Raw genomic sequence first — 14,695 nt, 5'->3', positions numbered from 1 at the left:
CTCCTCCAGCAGAGAGGATGAATCAGATCAGCCCTGATTTGGGAATCCCGATTCCGTCAAAACGCGGCCCGCTCTAGAGCGCCATCGCCTGTTCCAGGGCCATGGCCAGGGAGACCGCGGCCCCCAGGGTCAGGACCGTCATCAGCCGCGGATATCGCGTCGGCACATCGGGCGCCGAGTGATCAAACAGCCACTGGATGATGAAGGCGGCCATCAGGCCGGTGATGATCCAGGAGGTTGGAATGTCACCGCGCGCGACCAGCAGGGCGAAGCCCGCGATCGGCGAGATGATCGAGCCGGCCAGCCTGGACCAGCGCGGCTGTTCCCGGCTGCTCTCCAGACCCCAGCGGATGCCGCCCAGGAAGCCCAGCATGATCGCCGACCAGGCCAGCAGCACGCTGAGGGCGTGTTCCGACCAGCCGGGCGGGCCATAGGCGTAGAGGGTGGCCGACACAGGGAAGGCGGCCAGGCCGATCAGGGCCAGGACCCACATCGGCTTGGGGGCGGAGGCCTCGGCGTCCATCACAGGCGTCAGTTCCTCCGGAAGACAAGTGAGGCGGCCCAGCCCGCGCCGAGCGCCAGGGCCATCGACACCAAGCCGTACAACCATGGGCTATGATGGGCGAAGAGGTAAAGGGTCCGCTCGATCCCGGCCTTCTCCACCGTCAGGGTTCGGACCTTTCGCGAGACCGGCTGACCGTCCTGGAAGAGGATGATCTCGGCCTGGTAGGTCCCGATCGGCGCCTTGGTGGGCAGGTCGATCTCGGCCTTGAACAGGTCCTTGTCGACGAAGGTCACCCCCTTGTCGTCAGCGTCGTAGAGGCCGGCGTTCTCCTTCAGGCGGATGACGGCGCGCCGCCAGTCCAGATAGTCACCCCCCAGCCGGCTGACCACGACGTCGCGGACGCCGTAGCGGGTCTCGGTGCGCTGCTCGAAGGGGGCGTTGATGGCCAGGTGATCGATGCCGGCGCCCAGGCGGCGCAGGGTCCCGAAGCCGGCGATATCCTGCAGCGGCCGGGTCGAGGCGGTCATGTAGAAGCCAGGCGCGCCACGGAACACCACCGGCCGGCTGTTGACCCAGAGCCCGGCCACCTTGGTCTTGCGGGCGATCCGGATCGGGTGCTCGGGGCCCCGGACGATGACCACCACGTCGCTGGGCTTGGTGGTCGGATCGAACACCGCGCCATAGAGCACGATGTGCGCGCCCCGGAAGCTGGAGGTCACGCGGACTTCCGTCGTGGTGAGCGCGGCGGAGACCGCGGCCGGCGAGGCGGTGAGCTGCGGGGCGGTGGGGCTGGGGATCTCGAGCGCCATCAGCCCATCCCCGTCATCAGCACGAAGGGCTCGTCAGGGGTGAAGAACAGACCAAGCCCCATGCGCAGGCCCACCAGCAGGACGATCAGGGCCAGCAGGGCGCGCAGCTCCTCGGCCCGGAAGCGCGAGGAGGCCTTGGCGCCGAGCTGCGCGCCGAGCACGCCCCCCACCAGCAGCAGGGTCGCCAGGACGATATCGACGGTCTGGTTGCGGCCAGCCTGCAGCACCCCAGTCAGGGAGGTGGTGATGATGATCTGGAAGAGGCTGGTGCCGACGACGACCCCGGCGGGCATGCGCAGGATGTAGATCATCGCCGGGACCAGGATGAAGCCGCCGCCCACGCCCATGACCGCCGAGAGCACGCCGACGAAGACCCCCAGCAGGACGGGCGGGATGACGCTGATATAGAGCCGCGAGCGCGGGAAGCGCATCTTCAGCGGCAGGCCGTAAAGCCAGGGCGGGCGGCGCTCCTTGCGGGGCTTGGGCGGCTGGCCGCTGCGCCGCCGCAGGATCGACTGCAGGGACTCCACCAGCATCAGGCCGCCGATCACCCCCAGGAAGACCAGATAGGAAAGCGCCACCACCAGGTCGGCCTGACCCAGCAGCCGCAGCCAGCGGAACAGCTCCACGCCCACGATGGCGCCCACGACACCGCCGCCCGCCAGCACCCCGCCCATGCGGAAGTCCACGGCGCGCTTGCGGGTGTAGGAGATGACGCTGGAGGTCGAGGAGGCCGCCACGTGGTTGGCCATGCTGGCCACCGCCACCGCCGGCGGGATGCCCATCAGCACCAGGACAGGCGTCATCAGGAAACCGCCGCCGATACCGAACAGTCCGGAAATGAAGCCGACGAGCGCGCCCAGCGCCACCAGGAGCGGTGCGTTCACCGAGACTTCGGCGATGGGAAGATAGAGGTCCAAGGTCGCCTCTTATGGCGCCTGACGTGTCACCGCGTGAAGACGGAAAGCTTGGAAACCGTCGAAGGGTCGAGTTGGCCGGTGGCCTGCATGCCCTGATCACGCTGATAGGCGGCGACGGCCAGTTTGAGGGCGCCCGAGGCGCTGCCGTCGGTCGGGCCCTGGTAGTAGCCCAGACGCGAGAGGGCCCGTTGGGCGGTGATCACGGTCGGGGAGGCCGGGGTGGCCGCCAGGGCGGTGGCCGGGGCGACGGAGGGATTGGGTGTGTTGGCGCGGAACGCCGCCGCCGTGCGCTCGGCCACGGTGCGGGCGTCGGTCGACAGGCCGGCGGCCACGCGCTGAGCGCTGGAGCGGGCCTCGCCGTCGCCGGTGCGGGCGGCGACCAGGTACCACTTGTAGGACTCCGCCGCGTTCTGGCTGACCCCCAGCCCCTGCTCATAGAGGGCGGCCAGGTTGTACTGGCTGTCCACCAGGCCAAGGTCGGCGGCGCGACGGAACCACTGCGCCGCGGTGGTGGAGTTCTTCGGACCGCCCGAACCGGAGATGTAGGAGATGCCCAGGTTGTGCATGGCCTTGGGATCACCGCCCTCGGCGGCGCGCTCGGTCCAGCGGCGGGCCTCGACGAGGTCCTTCTTCACCCCGCCCGAGCCGCTCTCATAGAGCTTGGCGAGATAGAACTGGGCCGGGGCGTGGCCCTGGTTGGCCACCGCCTTGAGTTGGTCGAGTCCGCCGGCCTGCTTGGTCTCCACCGCCGAAGCGGCGGTCGCGAAGCGCTGGGCCAGGTCCGCCGCGAGGGGCGTTCCGGGCGCGATAGGCTGGGGCGAGAGCGCGATGGCGACCCGGGGGCCGTCGCCGAAGGGGGTCGTGTCGGCCTCCGCCCCCATGATCTCCTCAGACTTGCCGGCGTTCATGGCGGCCAGCGCATCGGCCACCCGCTTGGGCGGCGCGCCACCGGGCTTGCCGTCCATCAGCATGAAGCTCGCGGTGGCCAGGCTGAGGCAGGCCGCGCCGCCCACCACCAGTAGGGCGGTCTGCAGCGAGGAGCCGGCCCGTCGCTTGGGCCGCGCGCCGAAGCCGGCGAACAGTGACGTCCCCGGTTCCTTGGCGGCCTTCTCCGGCTTGGCCTTCTTCTCCTTGGGTTCCTTGGCCTTGCGGCCCTTGGCGTCGTTCGGCGTCGAGGCGCGGGCGGCGGCGCGGGCCTGCTCGATCACTTCGCGAGTGGACAGCGGCCGGCCGGGCTCGGGCGGAGCCACGACGGTGTTGGAGCTCACCGGGGGCTCATAGGCCGCCTCGAGGGCAGCCTCTTCCTCGTGCTCGCCAATGGGAGCGAAGCCGTCGGCGGCCTCGAAGTCCTCGGCGTCGAACGCCGGGCGCTCAGGCTCGCCGGAGAAGGGTTGGCCCGGGAAGCCGTCCGGGGCGTCGGGACCGGTCTCCGGCGGGGCGAAGGCCTGGCGGGCCAGAGGATCAGCGGCGCCCTCGGCCGGGCCGAAGCTCGGGAACGGGTCGGGGCCGAAGGGGGAGAGAAGCTCCGGGACGACGGCCGGGGCGCGCACGATCGGCGCAGCCGCCACCTGTTCCGACAGCCGGCGGTGGGACTCGCCCAGGCGCGCATCGATCTTCTCGCGCGCCTCCTCCAGCATGCGTGCGGTGCGCTCCTCGCTCTGGCGGATACGCTCGACGAGGTCGTCGGAGGCGCGTTCGCTGCGCTGGTTCATGCGCTCGGTGACCCGGGCCACCTGCTCGCCGACATCGTCGATCGCCTGCGCCGAACGGCGCTCGGCGTTGGCGATGCGTTCGGAGAGCTTCTCGGTGATACGGCCGATCTCGGCGCCCAGACGCTCCAGGGCCTCGGCATGGACACTGTCGGTACGGCCCAGCTTGCTCTCCATCGCCTGGGCGATGCGGGCCACTTCGCCGCCCACCTGTTCAATCGCGTCAGCGCTGCGGTGTTCGGTGGACTGGACGCGGCGGTTGAGGTTGTCGGCCACGGTCAGCACCTCCCGGCCCATTTTCTCGATCGCCTGGGCGGAGCGCTGCTCGGCCAGCCGGACGTGATCGCTCATCTCGGCCAGCTTGCGCTCCATGCGGTCGAAGCGGCCTTCCGCGGACACCTGGAGCTTCTGGGCGATCTCGCCGCGCGCGGCGTCGACCCGGCTGCTGAGATTGGCGGCGAGCTGTTCCAGGCGCCGGTCGAGGGCCGGCGAGGCGCCGCCCTCCACCGCGCGCAACCGGCCGTCTACGGTGGAGAAGGCGTCCTTCAGCCCCTCCATGGCCGCGGCCGTGCGCGACTCGGCATCGGCCAGGCGGTCGCCCACGCGGCTGACCACCTCCTCTATGAGGGCGGTGGGGTCCCCGCCGCCGCCATGGGCCTGGACCTCATCCACCCGCTCACGCAGGGCGCCCAGGGTCTCGCGGGTGCGGGCCTCGCCTTCGTAGAGGTGGTTGGCCACCTTGCCGAGCGCCTGCTCCAGGGCGCGCAGCGCCTCGGCCGAGCGCGGGCCGGCGGCTTCACTTTCCACGCGCCGGACGCGTTCCGCCAAGCGGGCCTGCTCGGTGCGAGCCTCGTCCACCGCGCCTTCGAAGCGGGCCGCCACGGCGACGTTCTCGCGCTCGGCGATCTCGATGCGGGACAGGGCGTCGCGGACCGAATGCTCCACGGCGCTGATGGCCAGGCCAGCGCGGCCTTCGGAATGCTCGATACGGTCGGTCAGGCGGTCGAGCGCCAGGGTGACCCGGCCAATCTCGTCGGCGGGATGCTCGGGCGCCTCGTAGCGTTGGGCGGCCTCCGGCGCGCGGGGCGGGGCCATGGGCCGTGGCGTCTCGGCGCGGGGCGCATCGTGACGCAACGGCGCTTCGTAGATCACCTCCCGAGGCGGCCGGTCGAGGAAGGCCTCGGGCCGGGCTTCCGGCGCGTCGTCGACCGCCCGCTCCGTGAAATAGGTTTCCGAGGTGACTTCCTCCGGACCCTCGTCCTCGAGGATCATGCGGTTCAGCCATTCACCCAGAGTCATGCCGGAGCGCCGAGCGAGGTCCTTGGCGACCTCCCGGGCTTTTGGGTCGATCCCTTTGACGCTCCATGGCGTCCCCGAGCTCATACCGAATCGTTCTCCGCAGGACTGACCTCAGACGCTATCCACCGATCCTTGGGGTGTAAACGCGGGGTTAACGCAAGATGTAGCGTCTGGGGCGATTGGCTGTGGATGATCCGGATCGTCCGTGAACCCAGGCGGGAACGGCTCTTGCGAATGGGAGACAGTCAAGAATCCGATCGGCTTTGCGGGCTGATCGCACGTGCGCTACGCCGTCGCGCATGACGCTCTCCGTGACCCTCGGCTTGATCGCCGCCTTCCTGGCCGTCGCCGTCTTCGCCGGCTGGCGCGGCGCCCAACCGCCCAATCCGCTGAAAGGGGTGCGCATGGCGCCCTACCGGCTGATCATGGTGACAGCGGCGGCGGCGGTGCTGATCCTGCTGGTTCACCTGGTGAACCTGCTGGGCGTCAAGACGGGGCGCTGACCGTCTGCGACGGCGCTTCCGGGCTCTCGGCCTTCTTCGGCCGCTTGGCGAGACCCGCCACCCCGCCCGAGGACAACAGGCCCACATCGGCCAGCAGCAGGGGGATGGCCCATTTGCGCGGGGCGGCGATGTAGCGGGGCTGCCAGAGCGGGTCGTACTTGTCCTTGTAGGTGCGCACGCCCTGGAAGTTATAGATCTCCTCGGCGTGCTCGAAGAACAGGTTGCCGACCCGGGACATCACCGGCGCCAATGGGCGATCCTCCAGCCCCGCCAGGGGGGCCATGCCGAACTCCACGGCCTTGTAGCCCTGGGCCCGGCCCCATTCGATCAACTCGACGAACAGGTAGTCCATGATGCGCTTGGGCGCGGCGGGGGCGTAGCGCATCAGGTCCATGGAGAAGGAGGTCTTGGCCGCCGTGATCCAGAGGGTTGCGAAGGCCACCACGGCGCCCTCGAACCGAACCACGGCCACGGGGAATTCCGAAACATAGCCGGGATAGAACCCACCCATGGAAAACCCCTTCTCGCCGCCGGCGTGCTCGGCCAGCCAGGCGTCGGATATCTTGGCCAGGGTGGGGACGAGGTCGCTGATCTGGTGCGGCGGGATGACCTCGAAGGTCGCGCCCTCCTCGCCGGCCTTGCGCCAGGCGCGGCGCAGATTGCCGCGCTTGGTGCCCTCGATGCGGAAGGTCTCGAGGGGGACGGCGGCCGCCTCCCCCACCTTCTGGATCGAGAAGCCCAGCTCCACCACGTCGGGCAGGTGGTCGGCGCCAATCCCATAGATGCCCGGCCGAGCGGCATGGGCGTCGGCCAGTTCCCGGAACCGCCACAGCAGCTCCAGTTGCTCGTCGCGGCGGCCGACCGGCGCCCCGAGCGCGATCCAGGAGCGCCCCCGCACCCCGAACATCAGAAAGCTCTCGCCGCTGGCCGAGAACAGGAACCGCTTGTCCCCCAGCAGGGCGACGTTGGAGCCGGGCTCGGCCACCTCCGCATTGGCCAGGATGTGGCGTACGCGCTGGAAGTCACGGTCGGCCTCTCCCACCACCGGCGGCGTGGCCGCGGTCGCCAGCATCCGCCACAGGCCGAAGGCGAAGAGGGCCAGGGCGGCCCCGGCCCAGGCGCGGATCGATCGGGCGGCGTCGGCGTCCACCATCATCCGCCAGAAGGGCTGGTCGGCGTAGTCGGCATGCTCAAAGGACCAGAGGCCCAGCAGTCCCGCCCCCACCAGGGCGGCGAAGGCCGAGGCCAGCCAGCCCGGCGTGATCTCCATACGCGACAGTCGCGCCGTCCGCGGGAAGGCCTTGCGGAACGGCAGCAGCGCGAAGGCCAAGGTCACCAGCAGCGCCGTGTCTTCCCAGACAAAGCCCTTCAGCAGCGAGAGCGAGGCGGCCAGCAGCAGGGCCCCTATGGTCGCGCCCCAGGCGGCGTCGAGCCGGGAGCGCAATCCGAAGGCCAGCATGACCAGGGTCAGCCCCAGGATGGACGAGAGGAAGTGGCTGACCTCGATCAGATAGACCGGTGTCATCTCGTAGAGGCGCAGGAAGCGGTCGGGGACCGAAGGCGTGGCGCCCGAGGCCACCAACATGACGCCGGCCGCCAGGGTCAGGACCGCGCCAAGGACGGGGGCGACCGCAAGGGCCGCCGGCTTCAGTTCTCGCCAAAATCTCATATGCGGTCCGTGCGTCGCCGAAGGCCCAGCCGCCTAGATAGCCGATTTTTTGAGCTTTGGGCCGCGTCAAACAAGCGTTTCGTTCCTTGCTCTTGAGGCGCCCGACGCTAATGTGGCGACGGCTTCAGCTTGAGACCTCGGGAGGATTCCATGGCCGACTTCGGCGGCGGCGACATCGACGCGTTCCGCAACGAGGTGCGCGCCTGGCTCGAGGCCAACTATCCGGCTGAGCTGCGCGACCCCAAGGCCAAGACCGATCCTGAAGCCGTCTGGGGCGGCCGCGCCTTTGCCGGCGGAACCGACCCCCAGGCCGTCTGGACCCAGCGCATGGGCGCCAAGGGCTGGACGACTCCCACCTGGCCTAAGGAATATGGCGGCGCGGGCCTCTCGCCCGCCGAGGCCCGGGTGCTGGACCAGGAACTGGCCGCCGGCCGCTATCGCCCCGGCGTGCTGGCCTTCGGTATCTGGATGCTGGGGCCCGTCCTGCTGGAATACGGCACCGAGGCGCAGAAGAAGACCTTCCTGCCCCCCATCGTCCGCGGCGAGATCCGCTGGTGCCAGGGCTATTCCGAACCGGGCGCCGGCTCCGACCTCGCCAGCCTCGCCACCCGCTGCGAGGACAAGGGCGACCACTGGCTGATTAATGGACAAAAGGTGTGGACCAGCTACGCCGACAAGGCCGATTGGTGTTTTTGTCTGGTGCGTACCGATACTTCGAAGAAGCATGAGGGGATTTCCTTCGTGCTGATCGACATGCGGACGGAGGGCGTGGAGACGCGGCCGATCCAGCTGATCTCGGGGGAGAGCCCATTCTGCGAGACCTTCTTCAACGACGTGAAGATCCCGAAGGACCAGCTGGTGGGCAAGGTCAACGGCGGGTGGGAGATCGCCAAGCGGTTGTTGCAGTATGAGCGGCAGAACATCTCGGGCGGTTTCGGCGGCGGCGGCGGGGCCGGCGGTTCGGCCGCGGACCTGCCGGTGGTGGCCAAGAGCTACAATGGGACCGATGACACCGGTAGACTGGCCGATACGGACCTGCGCCAGCGGATCACCCGCAACGAGATGGATTTCCGGTCGCTGCGGCTGACCATCGGGCGGACGGCCGCCGAGGCGCGGGCCAGCAATGGGCCGAGCGCGGCGACCTCGATCATCAAGTACGCGGCGGCCGAGTTCGCCAAGGAGCGATCGGAGCTGATGGTGGAGTCCATGGGCCACCAGGGCCTGGGCTGGGAGGGCGACGCCTTCACCACCGGAGAGCTGACGGCGACCCACGGCTGGCTCCGCTCGAAGGGCAACTCCATCGAGGGCGGCACGACCGAGGTGAACATCAACGTGGTGGCCAAGCGGGTCCTGGGCCTTCCCGATCCGAAGTAAGCGCTTACATCCAGGGCGGCGCTCAATTTCAGGGTGGCGCTCTCTTCGACTTGAACGACTGATTTTTTCGAGAAGGCGATTTTCCCATGGCTGATTTCGGCGGCGAAGACACCACCACGTTCCGCAGCGAGGCCAAGGCCTGGCTCGAGGCGAACTTCCCTGAGTCCCTGCGCAAGAACCCGGCCGCCCAACTGGCCGCCCAGATGGGCGGGACCGAGAGCGAGGACGCCAAGGCCTGGCGGCAAGCCATGGGCGCCAAGGGCTGGGGCACCCCCACCTGGCCGGCCCAGTACGGCGGCGGCGGTCTGAGCCGCGCGGAGGCCCGGGTGCTGGCCGAGGAGATGGCCGCCATCGGCGCCCGCAACCCCATCGGCGGCATGGGGGTGATGATGTTCGGCCCAACCCTGGTGGAGTACGGCACCGAGGAGCTGAAGCAGCAACACCTGCCCGGGATCATCAAGGGCGAGGTCCGCTGGTGCCAGGGCTATTCCGAGCCGGGCAGCGGTTCGGACCTTGCGAGTCTTCAAACCCGCGCCGAGGACAAGGGCGACCACTGGCTGGTAAATGGTTCAAAAATTTGGACTTCTGGCGCAAATCTGGCCGATCGATGCTTCTGCCTGGTGCGTACCGACACCTCAAAGAAGCATGAGGGCATCAGCTTCCTGCTGATCGACATGACGGCGCCGGGCGTCGAGGTCCGGCCGATCCGGCTGATCAACGGCACCTCGCCCTTCTGCGAAACCTTCTTCACCGACGTGAAGGTCCCCAAGGACCAGCTGTTTGGCCCGCTGAACGGCGGCTGGACGGTGGCGAAAAGGCTGCTGCAGTTCGAACGCGACAACATCTCGGCGGGCCTGGGCGGCGGTAACCTGGGCGCGGCCCAGGCGACCATGACCGTCAGCGAGGCGGCCAAGCACTATATGGGCGTCGACGACACCGGCCGGCTGGCCGACACCGACCTGCGCCGCCGGATCACCGAACACCTGATGGAGACCCGCGCCTTCCAGCTGACGGTGCGGCGAGCGGCCGACGAGGCCAAGTCGAACCAGGGCCCCTCCTCGGCCACCTCGATCATGAAGTACGCCGGCGCCAAGATCGCACAGGACCGCAACGAGCTGATGGTCGAGGCGATGGGCCACAGCGGCCTGGGCTGGGAAGGCGACGGTTTCGAGGGCAATGAACTGGCCACCGTGCGCGCCTGGCTGCGCTCGAAGGGCAACTCCATCGAGGGCGGCACGTCGGAGATCAATCTCAACGTGGTGTCCAAGCGCGTGCTGGCTTTACCGGACCCCAAGTAACGGGGACTCCGATTGGGCGTATTTTGTGTTATACTGATAGCTAAGAATTTGAATTCAGGGAGAATTTTAAATGGCTGATTTCGGAGGCGCTGATCTCGACGCTTTCCGCGCCGAAGCGCGCGAGTGGCTCGAGGCGAATTTCCCCAAGTCCCTGGGCAAGGATCCGGAGGCCCTGCAGGCCGCCGCGATGAGCCCCGAGGCCCCCACCGGCGACTACGCCACCTGGAAAGAGCGCATGGGCGCCAAGGGTTGGGGCGTTCCCACCTGGCCCAAGGCCTATGGCGGTGGCGGCCTATCGGCCGGCGAGGCCCGCGTGCTGGCCTCGGAGATGGCCAAGATCGGCGCCGTGAACCCGATCGGCGGCATGGGCGTGGGAATGTTCGGTCCTACCCTGCTGGAATACGGCACTGAAGAACAAAAGCAGAAGTATATCCCCGACATCGTCACCGGTAAGGTGCGTTGGTGCCAAGGTTTCAGCGAGCCGGGCGCCGGGTCTGATCTGGCCTCCCTGCAGACGAAAGCTGAAGACAAGGGCGACCACTTCTTGGTGAATGGGTCCAAGATCTGGACGAGCGGCGGCCAATACGCCGACATGATCTTCTGCCTGGTCCGCACCGATAGCAGCAAGAAGCACGAGGGCATTTCCTTCGTGGTCTTCGAGATGCACCAGCCGGGCGTCGAGGTTCGCCCGATCCGCCTGATCGCCGGCTCCTCGCCGTTCTGCGAGACCTTCTTCACCGACGTGAAGGTGCCCAAGGAAAACCTGATCGGCCCGCTGAACGGCGGCTGGACCGTGGCCAAGCGCCTGCTGCAGCACGAGCGTTCGGGCATGGGCGGCCGTCAGGGCGAGGGCGGAAACCGCTCCAAGGCCGACATCCTGGGCGTGGTGGCCAAGAAGTATGTGGGCGAGGACGCCAAGGGCCGACTGGCCGACAGCGACCTGCGCACCCGCATCATCCAGAACGAGATCGACCAGCGCGCCCTGCAACTGACCGTGCGCCGCGCGGCCCTGGAATCCCGCAGCAATTCGGGTCCGTCGGCCGCCACCTCGATCATGAAGAACGCCAACATGAAGGTCGCCCAGGACCGGGCCGAGCTGACCCTGGAATTCATGGGTCACCAGGGCCTGGGCTGGGAAGGCGGCGATTTCACCGCTGAGGAGCTGACCGCCGTGCGCGGCTGGCTTTCCGGCAAGGCGGGTTCGATCTATGGAGGTTCCAACGAGGTGCAGAACAACATCATCTCCAAGCGGATCCTCGGGCTGCCGGACCACATCCAGCAGCACTAGGGCGTCCCCCTCCTCCGTCGGGCCGTACGCCCGACATCCTTCTCCCCCCACGGGGAGAAGGCCCCCAGTTTTCGAGTGACCTGAATTTTCAAGGAGACTTTCTAAAATGGCAGACTTTGGCGGCGGCGACCTGGACGCCCTGCGCACAGAGGCCAAGGAGTGGATCGCGGCGAATTTCCCCGCCTCCCTCAAGGGCCGTCCGAACCCGATGATGCGGGAAGAGCGTTCGACGCCCTCCCCCGAGCAGGAAGCCTGGCGCAAGGCCATGGGCGAAAAGGGTTGGGGCGTTCCCACCTGGCCCGCGGCCTATGGCGGCGGCGGCCTGTCGGCGGCCGAGGCCCGCGTGATCCAGCAGGAGCTGGGCCGCGCCGGGGCCTATAACCCCATCGGCGGCATGGGCGTGATGATGTTCGGCCCGACCCTGTTGGAATACGGCACGGAAGAGCAGAAGCAGGAACACATCCCGCCGATCGTGAAGGGGGAACTGCAGTGGTGCCAGGGCTTCTCCGAGCCGGGCGCCGGCTCCGACCTGGCAAGTCTTCAGTGCAAGGCTGAAGACAAGGGCGACCACTTCGTCATCAACGGCCAGAAGATCTGGACGAGCGGCGCGCAATACGCCGACTGGTGCTTCTGCCTGGTCCGCACGGATACTTCGAAGAAGCATGAAGGCATCTCCTTCGTGCTGTTCACGATGCATCAGCCGGGCGTCGAAGTCCGTCCGATTCCTCTGATCGCCGGCAACTCTCCTTTCTGCGAAACCTTCTTCACCGACGCGATCGCCGACAAGAAGAACCTGGTGGGTCCGCTGAACGGCGGCTGGACCATCGCCAAGCGGCTGCTGCAGCATGAGCGCTCCGGCCTCAGCGGCGCCGGTGGCGGCGGCTTCGGCATGGGCGGCCGCGGCATCGTGCAGATGGCCAAGGACTATGTGGGCGCCGACGAAGACGGCCGTCTGTCCGACAGCGACCTGCGCACCCGCCTGATCATGAACGAGATGGACGGTCGCGCCTTCCAGCAGACCGCCGTGCGCTCGATGATGGAATCCCGGTCGAACTCCGGCCCCTCGGCCGCGACCTCCATCATGAAGAACGCCGGCACCCGCTGGATGCAGGACCGCGCCGAACTGACCCTGGAGATCATGGGTCACCAGGGCCTGGGCTGGGAAGGCGACGACTTCTCCGCCGAGGAACTGGGCGCCGTTCGCGGCTGGCTCGGCGGCAAGGCCACCACCATCTATGGCGGTTCGCAGGAGGTGCAGAACAACATCATCTCCAAGCGCATCCTGGGCCTGCCGGACCTGACGCAAAATAACTGATGAGACTCCTCACCACGTCATCCCGGCCGTAGCGTAGCGGAGAGCCGGGACCCAGGGGACGGAGCAATCCCCCCTGGGTCCCGGATCGGCCTGCGGCCGTCCGGGATGACGTGGTGGTTATTGAACCAAATCACATTTGAGAATTGAGCTAGGGAAACAACGAAAATGGCCGTTCTGAACGAAGAACAGAGCATGCTCCGCGACGCCGCGAAGAGCTGGACCCAGGAAAAGAGCCCGGTCACCGCCTTCCGCAAGATGCGCGATAGCGGTGTGGACGTCGGCTATGACGCCGCCGCCTGGAACGAAATGGCCGAGATGGGCTGGGCCGGGGTTATCATCCCCGAGGAATACGGCGGGTCCGACTTCGGCTACCTGTCGATCGGCCTGATCCTGGAAGAGCTGGGCCGCACGCTCACCGCCTCCCCGCTGCTGGTCTCCGCCGTCGGCGCGGCCTCGGCCCTGGTGCTGGGCGGCTCTGACGCCCAGAAGTCCGAGTGGCTGCCGAAGATCGCCGAAGGCACCGCCGTCGGCGCGCTCGCCGTCGACGAAGGCGCCCACCACAACCCCGACAAGGTGGAAACCAAGTTCGAGGGCGGCAAGATCACCGGCAAGAAGACCTTCGTCCTGGAAGGCTTCAAGGCCGACGTGCTGATCGTCTCGGCCAAGGGCCCGGACGGCGTGGGCTTCTACCTGGTCCGTGGCGATGACGCCGGCGTCAGCCGCACCCGTCTGGCCCTGGCCGACAGCCGCGGCGCGGCCAACATCGAGTTCAAGGGCGCGGCCGCCGAGCCCCTGACCGGTGGCGCCGCCGTCGTCGAACAGGTCCTCGACCGCGTTCGCGCCGCTCTGTCGGCCGAGATGCTGGGTGCCGCCGTCCAGGCCTTCGAAGTGACCCTGGACTACCTCAAGGTCCGCGTTCAGTTCGGCCAGGTCATCGGTTCCTTCCAGGCCCTGCAGCACCGCGCGGCCAAGATGTTCACCGATCTGGAACTGGCCCGCTCGGCCGTCGAAGCCGCCCTCCAGGCGATCGACGCCGGCACGCCGGACGTGCCGGAGCTGGTCAGCCTCGCGAAGGCCAAGATGGGCGACACCTTCCACCTCGTTTCCAACGAGATGGTCCAGATGCACGGCGGCATCGGCATGACCGACGCCCACGACGCCGGCTTCTACCTCAAGCGCGCCCGCGCCGCCGAAGCCGCCTTCGGCAACCAGGCGTTCCACCGCGACCGCTACGCCAAGATCCAGGGCTACTAAACAGCTTCGCCGCCCGGCTAGCCGGGCGGCGGGTTTAGCTCAGAGTTCGAGATTGAGAAGCCCCGTCGGTGTGAGCCGGCGGGGTTTTTCTTTGGGGCGCCGGATATGATATTGCTGGTGGGACACGTCTTGGAGCATCCGCCGTGGCCGACGACGTCCAGGCCAAGAGCCTCATCGAGAAGATCACCGCCCTGCCCGCCGAGCGCGTCGCGGAGGTCGAGGACTTCGTCGACTTCCTCAGCCAGCGGGAACAGGGCTTGGCGTTGACACGGGCCGGGGCCGCAGCGAGCGAACCGGCCTTCGCTGCGGTCTGGGACAATCCCGAAGACGCCGCGTACGATGCCCTCTGAGACGGAGGTCGGCACGCTCGCCTTCGGCGACGTGATCCTGGTTCCGTTTCCTTTCACCAACCAAGCGGCCTCGAAACGGCGGCCTGCCGTCGTGGTGAGCAACCGCGCCTACAATCTGGCGCGGCCCGATGTGGTAGTCATGGCCGTGACGAGCCAGTTCCGCGCCACGGAGAGTTTGGGTGAGGTTTGGCTGGGGGCTTGGGAACCTGCGGGGCTCTTGAAACCCTCGGCGATCAAGCCCGTGATCGCGACGCTGGAGCGAGGTCTGGTGATCCGCCGACTGGGTGTGCTCGGGGCCGTGGACCAGACTTCATTGCGGCGGGCGATGGTGCAGATCCTGGGATAGAATCGTTCCTACGGGACTTCGCAATTTCACACAGTGTCACCGTAATTCGGGATGAT

Annotated in this window: 13 protein-coding genes; 8 read left to right on the top strand and 5 right to left on the bottom strand. The window is 67.9% G+C overall.

Annotated elements, in window-relative coordinates; genetic code table 11:
- Window positions 1–73: 73 nt before the first annotated feature.
- The 4 genes from OCL97_RS16480 to OCL97_RS16465 are packed head-to-tail and all read right to left on the bottom strand — an operon-like array spanning window position 74 to window position 5,326.
- Complete coding sequence (locus tag OCL97_RS16480) at window positions 74–523, bottom strand: DUF3429 domain-containing protein (protein WP_304700736.1); 450 nt, start codon at window positions 521–523, stop codon at window positions 74–76.
- Window positions 524–531: 8 nt separating this feature from the next.
- A complete protein-coding gene (locus OCL97_RS16475) occupies window positions 532–1,314 on the bottom strand; it encodes a TIGR02186 family protein (protein ID WP_377370948.1) in 783 nt (260 codons plus the stop codon).
- The gene (locus tag OCL97_RS16470; RefSeq protein WP_304700740.1) at window positions 1,314–2,234 is read right to left on the bottom strand and encodes a sulfite exporter TauE/SafE family protein; all 921 of its coding nucleotides are present in this window, start codon (window positions 2,232–2,234) and stop codon (window positions 1,314–1,316) included. The genes OCL97_RS16475 and OCL97_RS16470 overlap by 1 nt, the downstream gene beginning before the upstream one ends.
- Window positions 2,235–2,260: 26 nt before the next feature.
- Window positions 2,261–5,326, bottom strand: a complete 3,066-nt coding sequence (locus tag OCL97_RS16465) for a peptidoglycan-binding protein (protein WP_407072824.1) — start codon at window positions 5,324–5,326, stop codon at window positions 2,261–2,263.
- Window positions 5,327–5,553: 227 nt separating this feature from the next.
- Between OCL97_RS16465 and OCL97_RS16460 the strand changes: the two genes are divergently transcribed.
- Window positions 5,554–5,745 carry a hypothetical protein gene (locus OCL97_RS16460; protein ID WP_370689262.1) on the top strand — a complete coding sequence of 64 codons (192 nt, stop codon included), beginning with the start codon at window positions 5,554–5,556 and terminating at the stop codon, window positions 5,743–5,745.
- Here the strand turns inward: OCL97_RS16460 and OCL97_RS16455 are convergent.
- Window positions 5,729–7,414 (bottom strand): bifunctional lysylphosphatidylglycerol flippase/synthetase MprF, encoded by a 1,686-nt coding sequence (locus tag OCL97_RS16455; RefSeq protein WP_304700746.1) that lies wholly within the window; start codon window positions 7,412–7,414, stop codon window positions 5,729–5,731. The two genes, OCL97_RS16460 and OCL97_RS16455, sit on opposite strands and share 17 nt — an antisense overlap.
- A 150-nt stretch (window positions 7,415–7,564) precedes the next feature.
- On the opposite strand from OCL97_RS16455, the gene OCL97_RS16450 reads away from it, so the two are divergent.
- From OCL97_RS16450 to OCL97_RS16420, 7 genes are all read left to right on the top strand, one after another.
- Window positions 7,565–8,788, top strand: a complete 1,224-nt coding sequence (locus tag OCL97_RS16450) for an acyl-CoA dehydrogenase family protein (RefSeq protein ID WP_304700748.1) — start codon at window positions 7,565–7,567, stop codon at window positions 8,786–8,788.
- A gap of 86 nt (window positions 8,789–8,874) precedes the next feature.
- Window positions 8,875–10,086, top strand: coding sequence for an acyl-CoA dehydrogenase family protein (locus OCL97_RS16445; RefSeq protein WP_377370946.1), 1,212 nt, complete (start codon window positions 8,875–8,877; stop codon window positions 10,084–10,086).
- A gap of 70 nt (window positions 10,087–10,156) precedes the next feature.
- Window positions 10,157–11,374 carry an acyl-CoA dehydrogenase family protein gene (locus OCL97_RS16440; protein ID WP_377370945.1) on the top strand — a complete coding sequence of 406 codons (1,218 nt, stop codon included), beginning with the start codon at window positions 10,157–10,159 and terminating at the stop codon, window positions 11,372–11,374.
- A gap of 106 nt (window positions 11,375–11,480) precedes the next feature.
- Window positions 11,481–12,689 carry an acyl-CoA dehydrogenase family protein gene (locus OCL97_RS16435; protein ID WP_377370944.1) on the top strand — a complete coding sequence of 403 codons (1,209 nt, stop codon included), beginning with the start codon at window positions 11,481–11,483 and terminating at the stop codon, window positions 12,687–12,689.
- A gap of 165 nt (window positions 12,690–12,854) precedes the next feature.
- On the top strand, window positions 12,855–13,943 hold the full coding sequence (locus tag OCL97_RS16430; RefSeq protein ID WP_377370943.1) for an acyl-CoA dehydrogenase family protein: 1,089 nt from the start codon (window positions 12,855–12,857) through the stop codon (window positions 13,941–13,943).
- A gap of 143 nt (window positions 13,944–14,086) precedes the next feature.
- The gene (locus OCL97_RS16425; RefSeq protein ID WP_377370942.1) at window positions 14,087–14,293 is read left to right on the top strand and encodes a hypothetical protein; all 207 of its coding nucleotides are present in this window, start codon (window positions 14,087–14,089) and stop codon (window positions 14,291–14,293) included.
- Window positions 14,283–14,639, top strand: a complete 357-nt coding sequence (locus OCL97_RS16420) for a type II toxin-antitoxin system PemK/MazF family toxin (protein ID WP_377370941.1) — start codon at window positions 14,283–14,285, stop codon at window positions 14,637–14,639. Before OCL97_RS16425 ends, OCL97_RS16420 begins: the two co-directional genes overlap by 11 nt.
- The last annotated feature ends 56 nt before the right edge of the window (window positions 14,640–14,695 follow it).

Origin of the sequence: Phenylobacterium ferrooxidans, from assembly GCF_042714595.1 — a bacterium.
Taxonomy (GTDB): Bacteria; Pseudomonadota; Alphaproteobacteria; order Caulobacterales; family Caulobacteraceae; genus Phenylobacterium; species Phenylobacterium ferrooxidans.
This window is presented reverse-complemented; position numbering and strand designations above follow the sequence as displayed.

Coding starts and splice junctions, on each gene's coding strand:
- OCL97_RS16480 (WP_304700736.1), bottom strand. CDS start 523: ATGGACGCCGAGGCCTCCGCCCCCAAGCCGATGTGGGTCCTGGCCCTG.
- OCL97_RS16475 (WP_377370948.1), bottom strand. CDS start 1,314: ATGGCGCTCGAGATCCCCAGCCCCACCGCCCCGCAGCTCACCGCCTCG.
- OCL97_RS16465 (WP_407072824.1), bottom strand. CDS start 5,326: ATGAGCTCGGGGACGCCATGGAGCGTCAAAGGGATCGACCCAAAAGCC.
- OCL97_RS16455 (WP_304700746.1), bottom strand. CDS start 7,414: ATGAGATTTTGGCGAGAACTGAAGCCGGCGGCCCTTGCGGTCGCCCCC.
- OCL97_RS16450 (WP_304700748.1), top strand. CDS start 7,565: ATGGCCGACTTCGGCGGCGGCGACATCGACGCGTTCCGCAACGAGGTG.
- OCL97_RS16445 (WP_377370946.1), top strand. CDS start 8,875: ATGGCTGATTTCGGCGGCGAAGACACCACCACGTTCCGCAGCGAGGCC.
- OCL97_RS16440 (WP_377370945.1), top strand. CDS start 10,157: ATGGCTGATTTCGGAGGCGCTGATCTCGACGCTTTCCGCGCCGAAGCG.
- OCL97_RS16435 (WP_377370944.1), top strand. CDS start 11,481: ATGGCAGACTTTGGCGGCGGCGACCTGGACGCCCTGCGCACAGAGGCC.
- OCL97_RS16430 (WP_377370943.1), top strand. CDS start 12,855: ATGGCCGTTCTGAACGAAGAACAGAGCATGCTCCGCGACGCCGCGAAG.
- OCL97_RS16420 (WP_377370941.1), top strand. CDS start 14,283: ATGCCCTCTGAGACGGAGGTCGGCACGCTCGCCTTCGGCGACGTGATC.